Here is a 14,822-nt window from a genome sequence, read left to right as displayed (position 1 = left end):
CCAATGTGAACGGACCGCTAGCGTCGATAAGCATCACTTAACATGTGTGGAATATAGCAGAGGGGTGCTGAGGTGGCGATCGGCACGTACGGCATGAACGCCGTCGACTGGGAACAGCGCATCGACCACGACCGCCTGCGCCGCGAGCGGCTGGCGCGCCTGTCCGCCGAGCTCGAGCAGTCCGATCTGGGCGCGGTGCTCGCCTTCGACTTCGCCAACATCCGCTACATGACCGCCACGCACATCGGCACCTGGGCGATCGACAAGTTCATCCGGTTCGCGCTGCTGTGCCGGGGTGCCGAGCCGATCGTCTGGGACTTCGGCTCCGCCGCCCGCCACCACCAGCTCTACAACCCCTGGCTCGACGGCGAGAAACGCGCCCGCGCCGGCATCTCCGTGCTGCGCGGCGCGTTCCATCCCGACGCGGGCATCGCCGACGAGCTGGCGCGCAAGATCGCCGTCGAGCTCGAGGAGCGCGGCCTGTCCGACGCGCCGGTCGGCGTCGACATCGCCGAGATGCCGGTGCTGATGGCGCTGCAGCGCGCCGGCATCGAGGTGGTCGACGGCCAGCAGGTCTTCCTCGAGGCCCGGCGGGTCAAGACGCGCGACGAGATCTCCCTGCTGACCCAGGCGGCGTCCATGGTGGACGCCGCTTACGACGAGCTCTACGGCTTCCTACGGCCGGGCGTCAAGGAGAACGAGTGCGTCGGCCTGGTCAGCAAGGTGCTCTACGACCTGGGCAGCGAGTTCGTCGAGGGCGTCAACGCCATCTCCGGCGAGCGCTGCGCGCCACACCCGCACGTCTACAGCGACCGGGTCATCCGGCCCGGTGACCCGGCGTTCTTCGACATCCTGCACAGCCACGTCGGCTACCGCACCTGCTACTACCGCTGCTTCGCGGTGGGCAGCGCCTCGCGCGGCATGCGCGACGCCTACGTGCGGTGCCGGGAATACATGGACAGGGCGATAGCGGCCGTACGGCCCGGCGCCACCACCGCCGACATCGTCTCGCTCTGGCCACGCGCCGAGGAGTTCGGCTTCCCCGACGAGGAGGCCGCGTTCGCCCTGCAGTACGGGCACGGCGTCGGCCTGTCCATCTGGGAGAAGCCCATCTTCAGCCGCCTGGTCTCGCTGGACCATCCCGAGGTGCTCGAGGAGGGGATGGTCTTCGCGCTCGAGACCTACTGGCCGGCCAAGGACGGTTGGGGAGCCGCACGGATCGAGGAGGAGGTCGTCGTGACCGCCGACGGTTGCGAGGTCATCACGAAGTTCCCGGCCGAGGAGCTGCTCGTCGCCGGCCGCCGCTACTGGACGGTCGGCGGCCCGCTGACCACCGAGCGCGAGCCGCAGTCCCACCTCAACACGAGGGCGGGTCGCGGTGAGTGACACGGCGGAGCTGCTCGACCTCTACGAGCGGATGGCGGTCATCCGCCGCACCGAGAAGGCCGCCTACGACATGTTCCTCGCGGGCCTGGTGAAGGGCACCACGCATCTCGCGTCCGGGCACGAGGCGATCGCCGTCGGCGCGAGCGCGGCGCTGCACCCCGACGACTACGTGTTCGCCACCTACCGCGGTCACCACCACGCGATGGCCCGCGGCGCGACCCCCGAGGCGTGCCTGGCCGAGCTGATGCAGAAGTCGACCGGGCTGTGCAAGGCCAAGGGCGGCTCGATGCACCTCACCCACGCGCCCGGCAACATGCTGGGCTCCTACGCCATCGTCGGCGCCCACCTGCCGATGGCGGTCGGTGCCGCCTGGTCGGCCCGGCTGCGCGGCACCGACCAGGTGGCGGTCGCGTTCTTCGGCGACGGCGCGACCAACATCGGCGCGTTCCACGAGGCGCTCAACCTGGCCGCGATCTGGAAGCTGCCGGTCGTCTTCATCTGCGAGAACAACCTCTACATGGAATACACGCCGATCGGCGCGGTGACGGCGGCCGACCGGCCCGCCGCCGACCGGGCGCCGGCCTACCGGATGCCGGCCGACGTCATCGACGGCAACGACGTCGTGGTCGTGCGCGAGGCGGTCGCGGCCGCGGCGGCCCGGGCCCGGGCGGGCGACGGGCCGACCATGATCGAGGCCGAGACCTACCGGCACTACGGGCACAGCCGCACCGACCCGGCCACCTACCGCCCGGCGGAAGAGGTCGAGCGCTGGCTCAAGCACGACCCCATCGACGTCGCGCGGGCGCGGCTGGAAGCGCTCGGCGTCGAACCCGACCAGATCACGGGCGTCGACGAGCGGGCCGCCGCCACCGTGGCCGCCGCGGTCGCCGGCGCCAAGGCGGCACCGGGCGCCGACGTCGCCGAGGCGTTCACCGACGTATGGGCTGACGGAGGTGCGGCATGGCGGGTGTGAAGACCGACCAGGACGTGATCACCTATCGCGCCGCGGTCGCGGAGGGCATCGCCCGCGAGATGCGGCGTGACCCGAGCGTGGTCTGCCTCGGCGAGGACATCGGCGGCGCCGGCGGGGTCTTCAAGACGACCGCGGGCCTGTTCGAGGAGTTCGGCCCCGGCCGGATCTGGGACACCCCGATCTCCGAGCAGGCGATCGTCGGCGCGGCGATGGGTGCGGCGATGACCGGCGTCCGGCCCGTCGCGGAGATCATGTTCTCCGACTTCCTCGCCTGCTGCTGGGACTACCTGGCCAACGAGATCCCGAAGGTGCGCTACATGACCGGCGGGCAGGTCACCGTGCCCCTGGTGATCCGCACCGCCAACGGCGGCGGGCTCGGCTTCGGCGCGCAACACTCGCAGGCCGTCGAGAACTGGGCGCTCACCATCCCCGGCCTCAAGATCGCCGCGCCGGCCACCCCCGCCGACGTCATCGGGCTGATGGCCTCCGCGATCCGCAGCGACGACCCGGTGGTGTTCTTCGAGCACAAAGGCCTGTTCGCCAGCAAGGGTCCGCTGCCACCCGACGACCACGTCGTCGAGCTCGGCAAGGCCGCCGTCGTCCGCGAGGGCACCGACGTGACCCTCGTCGCGCTGGCGTCCACCGTGCACACCGCGCTCGCGGCGGCCGACACGCTCGCCGACGACGGCGTCTCGGCCGAGGTGGTCGACCTGCGCTGCCTGATCCCGATGGACCTCACCACCGTGCTCGCCTCGGTCGGCAAGACCTCGCGGCTGGTGACCGTCGAGGAGAACCCGCACCAGGCCGGGTGGGGCGCGACCCTGGTCTCGGTCGTGGTCGACGAGGGGTTCGAGCTGCTCGACGCCCCGGTCCGCCGGGTGGCGTCGGCCAACGTGCCGCTGCCGTTCGCCGACGCGCTCGAAGACGAGGTCATCCCGACCGCCGACAAGGTGGTCGCCGCCGTTCGCTCGGTCGTCAACTACTAGGGGGCTTCGTCCGGTGAGCACCGAAAGCACCGTCCGGCACGTGGTCATGCGTGCGGACGAAGCCGTCTACCAGCCACCCGCGGACGCCCGCGGCAGCACGGGTCTGACCCGTTGGACGATCGTCGGCGAGGGCTCGCCGGGTGCGCTGCACACCGAGTTCAGCGTCTGCGCCCTGGAGCCCGGTGCCAGCGTCGCGGCGGCCGTGCAGTCCTACGAGGAGTGCTTCTACGTCCTCGAGGGCGAGCCGGTGCTGCAGACCGCCGACGGTGCGACCCGGTTGGTCCCGGGCGACTACGGCCTACTGTCGGTGGGTGTCGCGCACGAGTGGCGCACCGAGCCCGGTGGGGCGCCGGCCCGGTTCGCGCAGATGCGGGCCACCCAGCCACGGGCCGCGTACGGCCATGACGTCTACGACGTCGCGCCGCTGCCGCGCACCGATCCGGCGCTGGTCGACGTGCGCGACCCGCGTACGCGCTCCTTCGGCCACATCGAGCCGGTCAACATGGAGGTCGACAAGCAGCGCCAGGAACTGCTCGCCCTCTCGGCCAGCATGCGCACCGCGTTGCTCGTCTACAGCGGCATCACGGTGAAGATGATGGTCGACAGCGACCTCGGCGCCGACCTGACGACGATGTTCATGGTGCAGTACGAGCCGGCCGGCGTCGCCGGGCCGCACGACCACCCGTTCGAGGAGACCTACCTCTTCCTCGAAGGGGAGGCGGAGGCGGTGTTCGACGGCCGGACCTACCGGCTGCGGGCCGGTGACGCGGCGTTCGCGGGTGTCGGCTGCGTCCACGGCTTCCGCAACGTCGGCGACGGGCCCGTGCGGTGGCTGGAGACCCAGGCACCACAGCCGCCGGGCCGCCACTCCTATCGGTTCGTCCGTGACTGGGACTACCTGCGCTCGGCGACCGGGCACGCGCACGAGGAAGGACACTGAGATGGCCGGCACGGTGCTCATCGTCGGCGGCACCGCCGGCATCGGACGGGAGATCGCCACGAGCTACGCCCGCCGCGGCCGCGACGTGGTCCTCACCGGCCGCGACGCGACCCGGGCGGCGAAGGTGGCCGCCGAGATCGGCGGGCCGGTGTCGGGCATCGCGCTCGACCTGTCCAGGCCGCGGGAGGTCGCCGAGGCGCTGGCCGGCGTCGGCTCGGTCGACCACGTGGTGCTGGCCGCGATCGACCGCGACGCCAACACCGTCGTGGCGTACGACGTCGAGGCCGCCCTGCACCTGGTCACCCTCAAGCTGGTCGGCTACACCGAGGTGGTGCACACCCTGGCCGACCGCCTCACGGGCGAAGGCTCGGTGCTGCTCTTCGGGGGCATGGCCCGGGTCCGGCCCTACCCGGGTTCGACGACGGTCAGCGCGATCAACGCCGGCGTCGTCGGCATGGTCCGCACGCTCTCCTGCGAGCTGGCCCCGACCCGGGTCAACTCGATCCACCCGGGCATCGTCGGCGACAGCCCGTTCTGGACGGGCAAGTCCCTCGACGCGGTGGTCACGAACACCCTGACGGGCCGCCTGGCCACGATGGCGGAGGTGGTGGACGCGTCGGTCTTCCTGCTCGAAAACGGCTCGGTCAACGGCGTCGACCTGGTGATAGACGGAGGCTGGCGATGACGGAGCCGGCGGTGGACGGTCACACCGGGGCCGGGGCCGGGGCCGGGGTCGGGGCCGGGGCCAGGGCCGGGGCCGGGGGCGCCGGCCGGAAGACCGAGTCGGACGGCGCGGAGGCGGAAGCGGGCGGCCGCGCCGGGGCCGCCGACGCCGGCCGGAAGGCCGAGGCTGTCGCAGTTGTCGGCACCGGCCGCATGGGCGCCGCGATGGCCGGCCGCCTGGTCGGCGCCGGGCACCCGCTCACGGTCTACAACCGCACGCCCGACCGTGCCGAGGGTCTGGGCGGCAGGGTCGCAGCCACCCCCGGGGACGCGGTGGCCGACGCGGCCTACGTCGTGGTGTCGCTGGCTGATGACGATGCCGTGCGGGCGGTCTACGCCGACCTGGTCGACGGGCTCGCGCCGGGCACCATCGTGTTGGAGACCAGCACCATCCACCCGGCGACGGTCCGCGATCTCGCGGCCCGGGTGTCGGCCCGCGGCGCCACCCTGCTGGACACGCCGGTCTCCGGCAGCGTCCCGCTCGTGCAACGGGGCGAACTGACCGCGCTGGTCGGCGGCGACCCGCCGGCCCTCGACCGCGCGCGCCCCGTGCTGGGCACGTTCGCGAGCCGCATCTTCCACCTGGGGCCGGCGGGCGGGGGCGCGACGATGAAGCTCGTCGTCAACTCCGTCATCCACGGCCTCAACCTGGCCCTGGCCGAGGCCCTGGTCCTGGCCGAACGCGCGGGCGTCGACCGCGCCACGGCCTACGACGTACTGGCGGGCAGCGCGGTGGGCGCGCCGTTCGTGCACTACAAGCGGGACGCCTACCTCGCACCCGACACGGCCGCGGTGGCGTTCGCCCTGGACCTGGTGGCGAAGGACCTACGCCTGATCGACGAGCTGGCCACCGCGGCGGGCGCCCGCATGCCCCAGTCGGCGGCGACCGCCGCGGCGGTCAACGAGGCGGTCGCGGAGGGCTACGGCCCTCGCGACATGAGCGCCCTGGCGGCGCTCCTACGGGAGCAAAAGCCGTAGGCGAGACGACAGCAAGCCGGGCCGAGCAGGCGGCGGGCCGGGCAGTCGGCGCAGGCACGCGGCGGGGCCGGCGGCGCGCGTGCACGAGCGGCGCGTGCAGGCGGCGGCCGGGTAGGCGGTTGCGCGGCCGGCGGGCCGGGTGGGGGGTGGCGAGGGCGCGCCGGCCGGGTGGGCGGTGACGCGCCCGCGTGGGCCGGGTTCGCGCCGGCGCGGGTTCGCTGCAGCGCAGGCGGACGGCGGCCGGGTAACAGCGTTCGGGGCCGCCCGGGCCGGGCGCTCAGCAGGGTGGGCTGGCGGCGGGCCTGGCAGCGGCGGCGCGGGTTCGCTGCAGTGCGGGCAGGAGGCTGCCGGGAACCGGCCTTCAGGGCCGCCCGGGCCGGGCACTCAGCAGCGTGGGCTTGCGGCGGGCCTCGCAGCGGCAGCGCTTGGGCCGCGCAGGCGGCGGCGCGGGCAGGCCGACCGGGCGGGCCGCGCCGCGGGTTCGCGCCGGTGCCGGCAGGCGGTGGGACGGGCGCCGGCACGGCGCGCTCCCCGCCCGCAGCGGCTAGTTGATCGGGAGCAGTGCGGTGCCGCCGCCCTTGATCGAGCGGCTGAACGTCCGATTGCTGTCCCAGGAGAAGCACTTCACCCCGCGGTTCCCCTGGTCCCATTCCGCGGCCGTCGGGTAGTAGTAGATCGTGCCCGTGCGGAAGGACAGGTTTCCGTCCTTCGGCAGCCCCGCATACGCCGCCACGGTGTTCAGGCACGCCTTGTGGATCGAGTCGTTGTCCTGGATGAAGGTCTTGTAGGGCTTGTCCGGCGCCGTGTAAATGCCGACGAACTCGCTGCGGTGGGTCTTGTTGCAGGGGAGTGCCTCCATCTCCTGCACCACCTCCTTCGAGATCTTCGGGGTGAAGCAGCCGTAGTCCAGCGGCGAAGCCTTCGCCAGCGCGCCCTTCAGCGAGCCCTCCCGCGACGCCATGCTCGTGTCGTCCAGCGACCGCGTCTCCGCCACGTCGCAGCGGAACCAGCGTGAACCCCCCTGCCACGCCTCCGGGGCGGGCAGCACCAGCGCGAGGGTCAGCCGGGCCGTCCGCCAGTCGCCGCCGAGATAGGCGTCGGCCGACGTCGCGCACGACGCGTACGCGGTGCGGTACGGCTTCTCGCCGGGGACCGGCGGCTTGCCGCCCGCGTTCTTGATCTCTCCGACGTGGACCGTCTCCACGACGTGGGTGGCGGCGCAGTCCACCGGCGCGTACGCGGCCAGGTACCCGGACTCCACCGCGGAGGGATGGCAGACCGCGGCCTCGGGCACGAACGGCTTGGGCTCGCTGATCGCCCGCCAGTCGTCGGACAGGTCGCCGTCCACGCCCGCCGGAGGGCCGCCGCAGGCCGTGAGCGCGAGGCTTGCCAGGAGGCCCGCCAAGCCCATGGTCCACCGCAGTCGCATCCGCGCATCCCTCCCCAGGGCCGGGTTGAGGGCAACCCTACGGGGATCGGCCCCGGCTTCGTACACTGGCCCGGTGACCCGACCGTCGCCGATCGTCGCTCCCAGTATCCTCGCGGCCGACTTCGCCCATCTCGCCGATGAGGTACGCCTTGTCGAGCATGACGCGGACTGGTTGCACATCGACGTCATGGACAACCATTTCGTCCCCAACCTGACGATCGGGTTGCCGGTGGTGCAGAGCCTGCGGCCGGTCACCAACCTGCCGTTCGACGTGCACCTGATGATCGACGAGCCGCGGCGGTGGGCGCCCGCCTACGCCGACGCGGGCGCGCACAACGTCACCTTCCACGTCGAGGCGTCCGACAACCCGGTCGCGCTCGCCAAGGACCTGCGGTCCGCGGGTGCCAAGGCGGGGCTGGCGATCGACCGCGACACGCCGATCGAGCCCTACCTCGAGATCCTGCCCAGCTTCGACACGCTGCTGGTGATGACCATCAAGGCCGGCTTCGGCGGCCAGCGCTTCCTGCCCGACCTGCTGGAAAAGGTCCGGAAGGTACGCGACGCGCGCGAGAGCGGGCACCTCGAGTTGCGCATCGAGGTCGACGGCGGGATCGCCGACGACACGATCGAGCAGGCCGCGGCGGCCGGCGCCGACGCGTTCGTGGCCGGGACCGCGGTCTACGGTGCCGACGACCCGGCCGCGGCGATCCGGCGGCTACGCGCGCTCGCCGCCGCCTCGGCGGGGCGTGCATGAGCGAACGGACCGAGGTCGCGCTCGAGACCGTCAACAGGTTCGGTCTCATCCTGATCGTCGACGACGACGAGGACATCGCCCGGTTCGTCGGCATCAGCCTCAAGCTGCACGGCTTCGACGTCATGCACGCCCGTGACGGCCAGGAGGCCCTCGACGTCATCGCCCAGGTCAAGCCCGACCTCTGCGTCGTCGACCTGATGATGCCGCGGATCGACGGCGTCGAGCTGACCCGCCGGCTGCGCGCCGACCCGATGACCGCCGCCCTGCCGATCATCATGCTGACCGCCAAGGGCCTCACCGTCGACAAGGTGCACGGCCTGACCGCGGGCGCCGACGACTACATGGTCAAACCGTTCGACACCTCCGAGCTCGTCGCGCGGGTCGTCTCCACGCTGCGCCGCAACCGCGAATACCGCGAGGTCTCGCCGCTGACCGGCCTGCCCGGCAACACCCGGATCGGCCGGGAGATCACCGACCGGGTGCGCAGCGGCGCCGACTACGCGGTCGCCTACGTCGACATCGACCGGTTCAAGAGCGTCAACGACGTGTACGGCTTCGGCCGCGGCGACGAGTTCATCAGCGCGCTCGCCCGCAGCCTGCACCGGGCCGTGACCGCGGCCGGCCTGCCCCCCGCGTTCCTCGGCCACATCGGCGGCGACGACTTCGTGATCGTCTGCGCGCCGTCGCAGGTCCGCCCGCTCTCGGAGCTCGCCGTCCTCGACTTCGAGAAGACCACCGACGGCCTCTACGACGAGCGGGACGGCTCCCGCGGCTACGTCGAGGTCCGCGACCGCCGCAACAACGTCCAGCGGGCCGCCCTCGTGACGCTCTCCATCGGGGTGGCGCTGTCCAGCGGCGCGAAGCGCTTCACCGACCCCCGCGAGATCATCGCCCTGGCCAACGAGATGAAGTCGGTGGCCAAGAGCCAACCCGGCTCGTACGTGGCCGTCGACCGCCGCCTCTCCCAGAGCTAGACCGCGCCCGAAATGTCCAAATCACGCCGATAACAGCCAGTGGGCTGCGCCGCATGTGAGGTAGGTCGCCTGTCGATCGCCGTTCCGGGTATTGCGTGTAAGACTTAACCAACCCACCACGCGCTGGCGGGACTCGGTGAAATTCCGAACCGGCGGTGATCCGGGGGCCCGGCCCCTGGTAAGCCCGCGACCCGGTCGAAGAGCACCATCTTCGAGCGGTGGACCTGGTGAGAACCCAGGGCCGACGGTTGGGCAGCCCGCAACAGGCAGCCCAGACAGTCCGGATGGGAGACAGCGCGAGGGCGGATGGCCGCGCCGTTCTCTGACGGCGTGTCCGTCGGGCGGCTTCTGCCATGCCGTCCCGAGCCGCGCCTTGCCAAGAATCCCGACCCGCCGCGCCGCGTGACCACGGCGAACGGGAAGGAAACGGGCATGGCGAGCGGCGGCGTCTCGATAGACGAGGCGATGCGACGCGCGATAGAGCTCGGCGCGCGCGGTCTCGGCACCACCAGTCCCAACCCGGTTGTGGGATGCGTCCTGCTCGACGCCGCGGGCGAGGTGGTCGGCGAGGGCTTCCACGCGTACGCCGGCGGACCGCACGCCGAGATCGTCGCGTTGGCCCAGGCCGGCGAACGGGCCCGGGGCGGCACCGCGATCGTCACCCTGGAACCCTGCAACCACACCGGCCGCACCGGCCCCTGCACCCGCGCCCTGATCAACGCGGGCGTGTCGAAGGTCGTCGTCGGCGTCGCCGACCCCGACCCGGTCGCCCGCGGCGGCGCCGAGACCCTGCGCGCCGCCGGCGTCGACGTCGTGATGGGCGTCCGCGAGCCCGAGGCCGAGGCCGGCAACATCGCCTGGCTGACCAGCGTGCGCCGGGGCTGGCCGTACCTCACCTGGAAGTACGCCTCCACCCTCGACGGCCGGTCCGCCGCCGCCGACGGCACCAGCATGTGGATCACCTCCGAGGCCGCGCGGATGGACGTGCACGCGCTGCGCTGCGCCAGCGACGCGGTCATGGTCGGCGTGGGCACCGTGCTCGCCGACGACCCCCGGCTCACGGCCCGCAACCTGCGCGACGGCTCGCTGGCCATCCGCCAGCCGCTCCGCGTCGTCGTCGACAGCAAGGGCCGTACCCCCGAAGGTGCCAAGGTCCGCGACAGTGCCGCGCCCACCTGGGTGGCCACCGCCGCGGCGGTCGGCGCCGGTCCCGACGGCCGCGTCGATTTGCAGGCCCTGCTCGCCGCGCTGCACACCCGCGGCGTCCGCTCGGTGCTGCTCGAGGGCGGCCCCCAACTGGCGGGCGCGTTCCTCGCCGCCGGGCTGGTCGACAAGGTGGTCGGTTACCTCGCGCCGAAGCTGCTCGGCGCCGGCCCCACCGCGCTCGCCGACGCGGGCGTCTCCACCATCGCCGAGGTCATCGACCTCGACCTCACCGATGTCACGCGGGTCGGCCCTGACCTGCGGTTCACCGCTGTGCCACGCAAGAAGGAGGGCTGACCCGCATGTTCACCGGCATCATCGAGGAGCTCGGCGAAATGGTCGGCTGGACGGCGACCGGCGACGACTCCGGCCTGATCGCCATCCGCGGCAAGACCGTCGTCGACGATCTGAAGCACGGCGACTCGATCTCGGTCAACGGCGTCTGCCTGACCGCGGTCGAGATCTCCGCGGACGGTTTCACCGCCGACGTGATGGGCGAGACGCTGCGCCGCTCGTCGCTCGGCGAGCTGCACCCCGGCGACCCGGTCAACCTGGAGCGGGCCGCGCGGCTCGACACCCGGCTCGGCGGCCACCTCGTGCAGGGGCACGTCGACGGCGTCGCCCGGATCGTCGGCCGGGAGCCCGCCGAGCAGTGGACGACCGTCCGGTTCGAGCTGCCCAAGTCCATCCGGCGCTACGTCGTGGAGAAGGGCTCGATCACCGTCGACGGCGTCTCGCTGACGGTGATGGAGGCGGGTGACGACACGTTCTCGGTCGGGCTGATCCCCACCACGCTGTCGCTCACCACGCTCGGACACAAGCAGATCGGCGACCTCGTCAACCTCGAGGTCGACGTCATCGCCAAGTACGTCGAACGGCTACTGGGGGAGAGGTCATGACGCTGTCCACTGTCGAGGAGGCCGTCGCCGCGATCGCCGCGGGCCGGCCGGTCGTGGTCGTCGACGACGAGGACCGGGAGAACGAGGGCGACCTCATCTTCGCCGCCGAGCTGGCGACCCCGGAGCTGCTCGCGTTCACGGTCCGCTACACGTCCGGCTACATCTGCGCGCCGGTGAGGGAGGAGGACGCCGACCGTCTCGAGCTGCCGCCGATGTACCACACCAACCAGGACCGCCGTGGCACCGCGTACACGGTGACGGTCGACGCCCGGGAGGGTGTCGACACCGGCATCTCGGCCGCGGACCGGGCGCACACGATCCGGCTGCTGGCCTCGCTCGACACCACCGCGGGCGACCTGTCGCGCCCCGGCCACGTCGTGCCGCTACGGGCCAAGGCCGGCGGGGTGCTGCGCCGCCCGGGCCACACCGAGGCCGCGATCGACCTGGCGGTGCTCGCGGGCCTGCGCCCGGCCGGCGTGCTCTGCGAGCTCGTCAACGACGACGGCACCATGATGCGGATGCCCGACCTGGAGAAGTTCGCGGCCGAGCACGACCTGCCGCTGATCTCCATCGCCGACCTGATCGCCTACCGGCGGCACCACGAGAAGCAGGTCGAGCGGGTCGTCGAGACGCGCATCCCGACCGAGCACGGCGTGTTCACCGCGTTCGGCTACCGCGCCACCCACGACGCCGCCGAGCACGTGGCCATGGTCTACGGCGAGATCGGCGACGGCGACGACGTGCTCGTCCGGGTGCACTCCGAGTGCCTGACCGGCGACGTGTTCGGCTCGCTGCGCTGCGACTGCGGCCCGCAGCTCGAGGCGGCGCTGGCCCGCGTCGCGGCCGAGGGCCGGGGCGTGGTGCTCTACATGCGCGGCCACGAGGGCCGGGGCATCGGCCTGCTGCACAAGCTGCAGGCGTACCAGCTCCAGGACCTGGGCCGGGACACCGTCGACGCCAACCTCGACCTGGGCCTGCCCGCCGACGCCCGCGACTACGGCACCGGCGCGCAGATCCTCTACGACCTGGGCGTGCGCTCGATGCGCCTGCTGACCAACAACCCGGCCAAGCGGGCCGGCCTGGAGGGCTACGGGCTGACCATCGTCGGCCGCGAGGGCCTGCCGGTGCGCCCGCACCCGGAGAACGTCCGGTACCTGCGCACCAAGCGCGACCGAATGGGACACCTGCTCGACGCCCTCGACGACGTCGACACCGCGGAGGGATTCTGATGGCTGGATTCGGCGAACCTGAGGTGGCCGCCGTCAACGCGGAAGGCCTGACGGTGGGCATCGTCGCCGCCCGCTGGCACGCGGAGCTGACCGACCACATGGTCGACCGCGCGGTGGCCGCGGCCAAGGCGTCGGCGGTCGCGGACGTCGCGGTCGCCCGGGTGGCGGGCTCGGTGGAGATCCCGGTGGTGGCGCAGGCGATGGCGAAGAAGTACGACGTGGTCGTGGCGCTGGGCGTGGTCATCAAGGGCGCGACCGCGCACTTCGACTTCGTCTGCCGCTCGGTGACCGACGGCCTGACGCGGATCGCGCTCGACACGGGCAAGCCGGTCGCGCACGGCGTGCTGACCGTCAACACCCTGGACCAGGCCAAGGATCGTGCGGGCCTGCCCGGGTCGGCCGAGGACAAGGGGTGGGCGGCGACCGTCGCCGCACTCGACGCCGCCCTCGCGATCAGGGCGATCTGATCAGAAGAAGGCTCCTTGCTCGGGCCCGTCGTGGTCCGGACCGTTCCTCCCGCGAGGGACCGCTCCGCTTCGCTCCGCGGCGAGGTCCGTCGTGGGTGACGGTCAGGGCTAAAGGTCAAGAACGACCTCGCCGCGGGGGCGGGCACAGCAGATCAGCGTGTTGCCCGGCCCCGCCGGCTCCAGCGGCTCCGGGTCGAAGTCGACCTCGCCCGAGAGCAGCGCCGTCTCGCAGGTGTGGCAGACGCCCGTGCGGCACGACCAGCGGGTCGGCACGTCGCAGCGCTCGGCCAACTCCAGCAGCGACGGGCCGTCGTCGGCGAACGGCACGGTCAGGCCGCTGCGGGCGAACGTCACCGCCGGCCCTGACCCGGGCGCGCCCGACGGCGGGTGCGGCTGGCGGCGGGTCGCGTCCGTGACACCCGGGTTGATCGCCGAGCGGGCCGCGAACAGCTCCGTGCGTACCCGATCGGGTTTCATGCCCTGGTCCACCAACGCCGCGCGGATGTCGTCCATGAAGGACTCCGGCCCGCAGACGTAAGCGTCGGCTCGCTTCGGCATCGCCAGTGACTCCAGCACCGCCCCGGTCAGCCGCTGGTCGACCGCGTAGAAAATGTGCTCCCGGGAGTTGGGCAGCGCGCGCAGCAGATCACGGGCCTCGGCCGCGAAGGCCTGGTGCGCCTGGTCGTGCGCCGCGTGCACCCACCAGATCTCGCGCTGGTCGCGGTCCGCGGCCAGCCGGTGCAGCATGGCGAGCACCGGCGTGACGCCGATGCCGGCCGAGATCAGCAGCACCGGGTCGGCCCCGGCGGCGAGCAGGAACTCACCCCGCGCCGCGGCGACCTCCAGCAGCGAACCCGGGTGCAACGTGCCCTCCTGCAGCAGCCCGCTCACGACGCCGTGCTCCTCGCGCTTCACGCTGATCCGGTAGGTGGCCGGGTCCGACAGCGAGTAGGAGCGCACCGGTGCCGGTGTGCCGGCGGACGGCACCCGCACCGTCAGGTACTGACCCGCGGCCGGCACCGGGAGCGGCTTGCCGTCGGCCGGCGCCAGGTAGATCGAGGTGACCGAGGCTGTCTCGGGCACGACCCGCTCGACCCGCAACGACCGGAAGCCGGTCCACGGCGGCTCCTTGCCGGTCGGGACCGGCGCGAGGCCACCCCCGCCCGCGAGCACGTCCTTGAACGACACCTGCCAACCCGGGCTGAGCGCCGGAACGTCCAACGCGTCGCGGATCCGGCCGTGGTCGGGATTCGGCAGGTAGAGCAGCGCGTCCACCTCGGCGACCGTGACGCGGTGCGGGCCGATCCGGGTGCGGACGATCTCGTCGCCGGCGCCGACCTCGCCCTCGGTGATCACCCGCAGGTAGAAGCCGGGCCGGTGATGGCCGACCAGCAGCGCGGGCAGGCGCGGCTCGCCGAGCCGCATCCCGACGCGGAAACAGGTGACCCGGGGCTGGGTGACCTCGAACTCGGCGTCGCCGATCCGGTAGCGGTCGCCGATGTGCACCTCGTCGTCAGCGAGGCCGTCCACGGTGAAGTTCTCGCCGAACGCGCCGTACCCGCCGAGGTCCTTGGAGAAGAAATCGGACCAGTGTGCGTACGAGTCGGTCTGGTAGACCAGCACCGCCCGCTGCTCCCCACCGTGGCCGGCGAGGTCGCCCTGGCCGTCGCCGTCGACGTTGAGCCTGCGGGCCATCACCCGCCCCGTGACCGGCGCCTTCCACACTCCCGTGTGGACGGTCTTGCCGTGCCAGGCCACGTCCTTGGGCATCCCGACGTTCACCGACAGCAGCGTTGCCATGTCCGTCCCCCCTGTCGCCAACGTAGATCGGTGGCAGCGGACCGACAACGGGCGTCACCGCCGCCGGCCCGGTGACCCGTG

General features: G+C 72.5%; 14 protein-coding genes and 1 riboswitch. Of the genes, 12 read left to right on the top strand and 2 right to left on the bottom strand.

The features are described 5' to 3' along the window. Positions 1–72 precede the first annotated feature (72 nt). Genes Asi02nite_RS04870 through Asi02nite_RS42250 form a run of 6 tightly spaced genes read left to right on the top strand, consistent with a single transcriptional unit; the run spans position 73 to position 5,986 of the window. Positions 73–1,386, top strand: a complete 1,314-nt coding sequence (locus Asi02nite_RS04870; RefSeq protein WP_239126480.1) for a M24 family metallopeptidase — start codon at positions 73–75, stop codon at positions 1,384–1,386. Beyond that, positions 1,379–2,359 carry a thiamine pyrophosphate-dependent dehydrogenase E1 component subunit alpha gene (locus Asi02nite_RS04865; protein ID WP_203710922.1) on the top strand — a complete coding sequence of 327 codons (981 nt, stop codon included), beginning with the start codon at positions 1,379–1,381 and terminating at the stop codon, positions 2,357–2,359. Before Asi02nite_RS04870 ends, Asi02nite_RS04865 begins: the two co-directional genes overlap by 8 nt. Then, entirely contained in the window at positions 2,347–3,345 is a 999-nt protein-coding gene (locus tag Asi02nite_RS04860) for an alpha-ketoacid dehydrogenase subunit beta (protein WP_203710921.1), read from the top strand. The genes Asi02nite_RS04865 and Asi02nite_RS04860 overlap by 13 nt, the downstream gene beginning before the upstream one ends. Before the next feature lie 13 nt (positions 3,346–3,358). Next, positions 3,359–4,285 carry a cupin domain-containing protein gene (locus Asi02nite_RS04855; RefSeq protein ID WP_203710920.1) on the top strand — a complete coding sequence of 309 codons (927 nt, stop codon included), beginning with the start codon at positions 3,359–3,361 and terminating at the stop codon, positions 4,283–4,285. Between the two features lies 1 nt (position 4,286). After that, positions 4,287–4,970: an SDR family NAD(P)-dependent oxidoreductase gene (locus tag Asi02nite_RS04850; protein ID WP_203710919.1), complete on the top strand. Its 684-nt coding sequence runs from the start codon at positions 4,287–4,289 to the stop codon at positions 4,968–4,970. Further along, on the top strand, positions 4,967–5,986 hold the full coding sequence (locus Asi02nite_RS42250; RefSeq protein WP_203710918.1) for an NAD(P)-dependent oxidoreductase: 1,020 nt from the start codon (positions 4,967–4,969) through the stop codon (positions 5,984–5,986). The genes Asi02nite_RS04850 and Asi02nite_RS42250 overlap by 4 nt, the downstream gene beginning before the upstream one ends. A gap of 544 nt (positions 5,987–6,530) precedes the next feature. Here the strand turns inward: Asi02nite_RS42250 and Asi02nite_RS04840 are convergent. Further along, positions 6,531–7,415 (bottom strand): septum formation family protein, encoded by an 885-nt coding sequence (locus Asi02nite_RS04840; protein ID WP_203710917.1) that lies wholly within the window; start codon positions 7,413–7,415, stop codon positions 6,531–6,533. A gap of 73 nt (positions 7,416–7,488) precedes the next feature. Between Asi02nite_RS04840 and rpe the strand changes: the two genes are divergently transcribed. The 6 genes from rpe (at position 7,489) to ribH (ending at position 12,941) form a co-directional block, all read left to right on the top strand. Next, a complete protein-coding gene (gene rpe, locus Asi02nite_RS04835; protein ID WP_203710916.1) occupies positions 7,489–8,169 on the top strand; it encodes a ribulose-phosphate 3-epimerase in 681 nt (226 codons plus the stop codon). Then, positions 8,166–9,143, top strand: coding sequence for a GGDEF domain-containing response regulator (locus tag Asi02nite_RS04830; RefSeq protein ID WP_203710915.1), 978 nt, complete (start codon positions 8,166–8,168; stop codon positions 9,141–9,143). The genes rpe and Asi02nite_RS04830 overlap by 4 nt, the downstream gene beginning before the upstream one ends. A 118-nt stretch (positions 9,144–9,261) precedes the next feature. Further along, a riboswitch (FMN riboswitch) is annotated at positions 9,262–9,443 on the top strand. A gap of 132 nt (positions 9,444–9,575) precedes the next feature. Next, the gene (gene ribD / locus Asi02nite_RS04825) at positions 9,576–10,643 is read left to right on the top strand and encodes a bifunctional diaminohydroxyphosphoribosylaminopyrimidine deaminase/5-amino-6-(5-phosphoribosylamino)uracil reductase RibD (RefSeq protein WP_203710914.1); all 1,068 of its coding nucleotides are present in this window, start codon (positions 9,576–9,578) and stop codon (positions 10,641–10,643) included. Between the two features lie 5 nt (positions 10,644–10,648). Continuing rightward, a complete protein-coding gene (locus tag Asi02nite_RS04820) occupies positions 10,649–11,245 on the top strand; it encodes a riboflavin synthase (protein ID WP_203710913.1) in 597 nt (198 codons plus the stop codon). Then, positions 11,242–12,474, top strand: a complete 1,233-nt coding sequence (locus Asi02nite_RS04815) for a bifunctional 3,4-dihydroxy-2-butanone-4-phosphate synthase/GTP cyclohydrolase II (protein WP_203710912.1) — start codon at positions 11,242–11,244, stop codon at positions 12,472–12,474. The genes Asi02nite_RS04820 and Asi02nite_RS04815 overlap by 4 nt, the downstream gene beginning before the upstream one ends. Further along, positions 12,474–12,941: a 6,7-dimethyl-8-ribityllumazine synthase gene (gene ribH, locus Asi02nite_RS04810; RefSeq protein ID WP_203710911.1), complete on the top strand. Its 468-nt coding sequence runs from the start codon at positions 12,474–12,476 to the stop codon at positions 12,939–12,941. Before Asi02nite_RS04815 ends, ribH begins: the two co-directional genes overlap by 1 nt. Positions 12,942–13,049: 108 nt before the next feature. Here the strand turns inward: ribH and Asi02nite_RS04805 are convergent, their stop codons facing one another. Further along, positions 13,050–14,741 (bottom strand): MOSC and FAD-binding oxidoreductase domain-containing protein, encoded by a 1,692-nt coding sequence (locus tag Asi02nite_RS04805; protein WP_203710910.1) that lies wholly within the window; start codon positions 14,739–14,741, stop codon positions 13,050–13,052. Between the last annotated feature and the right edge of the window lie 81 nt (positions 14,742–14,822).

The organism is Asanoa siamensis (assembly GCF_016862555.1).
In the GTDB taxonomy this organism is placed as follows: Bacteria; Actinomycetota; Actinomycetes; order Mycobacteriales; family Micromonosporaceae; genus Asanoa; species Asanoa siamensis.
Note: the sequence above shows the minus strand (reverse complement) of the source record. Positions and strands in the feature narration are given on the sequence as shown.

Excerpts from the sequence above, each read along its gene's own strand:
- Asi02nite_RS42250 (WP_203710918.1), top strand. The coding sequence starts at position 4,967 with ATGACGGAGCCGGCGGTGGACGGTCACACCGGGGCCGGGGCCGGGGCC.
- Asi02nite_RS04850 (WP_203710919.1), top strand. The coding sequence starts at position 4,287 with ATGGCCGGCACGGTGCTCATCGTCGGCGGCACCGCCGGCATCGGACGG.
- Asi02nite_RS04815 (WP_203710912.1), top strand. The coding sequence starts at position 11,242 with ATGACGCTGTCCACTGTCGAGGAGGCCGTCGCCGCGATCGCCGCGGGC.
- ribH (WP_203710911.1), top strand. The coding sequence starts at position 12,474 with ATGGCTGGATTCGGCGAACCTGAGGTGGCCGCCGTCAACGCGGAAGGC.
- Asi02nite_RS04840 (WP_203710917.1), bottom strand. The coding sequence starts at position 7,415 with ATGCGACTGCGGTGGACCATGGGCTTGGCGGGCCTCCTGGCAAGCCTC.
- Asi02nite_RS04860 (WP_203710921.1), top strand. The coding sequence starts at position 2,347 with ATGGCGGGTGTGAAGACCGACCAGGACGTGATCACCTATCGCGCCGCG.
- Asi02nite_RS04805 (WP_203710910.1), bottom strand. The coding sequence starts at position 14,741 with ATGGCAACGCTGCTGTCGGTGAACGTCGGGATGCCCAAGGACGTGGCC.
- Asi02nite_RS04820 (WP_203710913.1), top strand. The coding sequence starts at position 10,649 with ATGTTCACCGGCATCATCGAGGAGCTCGGCGAAATGGTCGGCTGGACG.
- ribD (WP_203710914.1), top strand. The coding sequence starts at position 9,576 with ATGGCGAGCGGCGGCGTCTCGATAGACGAGGCGATGCGACGCGCGATA.
- Asi02nite_RS04830 (WP_203710915.1), top strand. The coding sequence starts at position 8,166 with ATGAGCGAACGGACCGAGGTCGCGCTCGAGACCGTCAACAGGTTCGGT.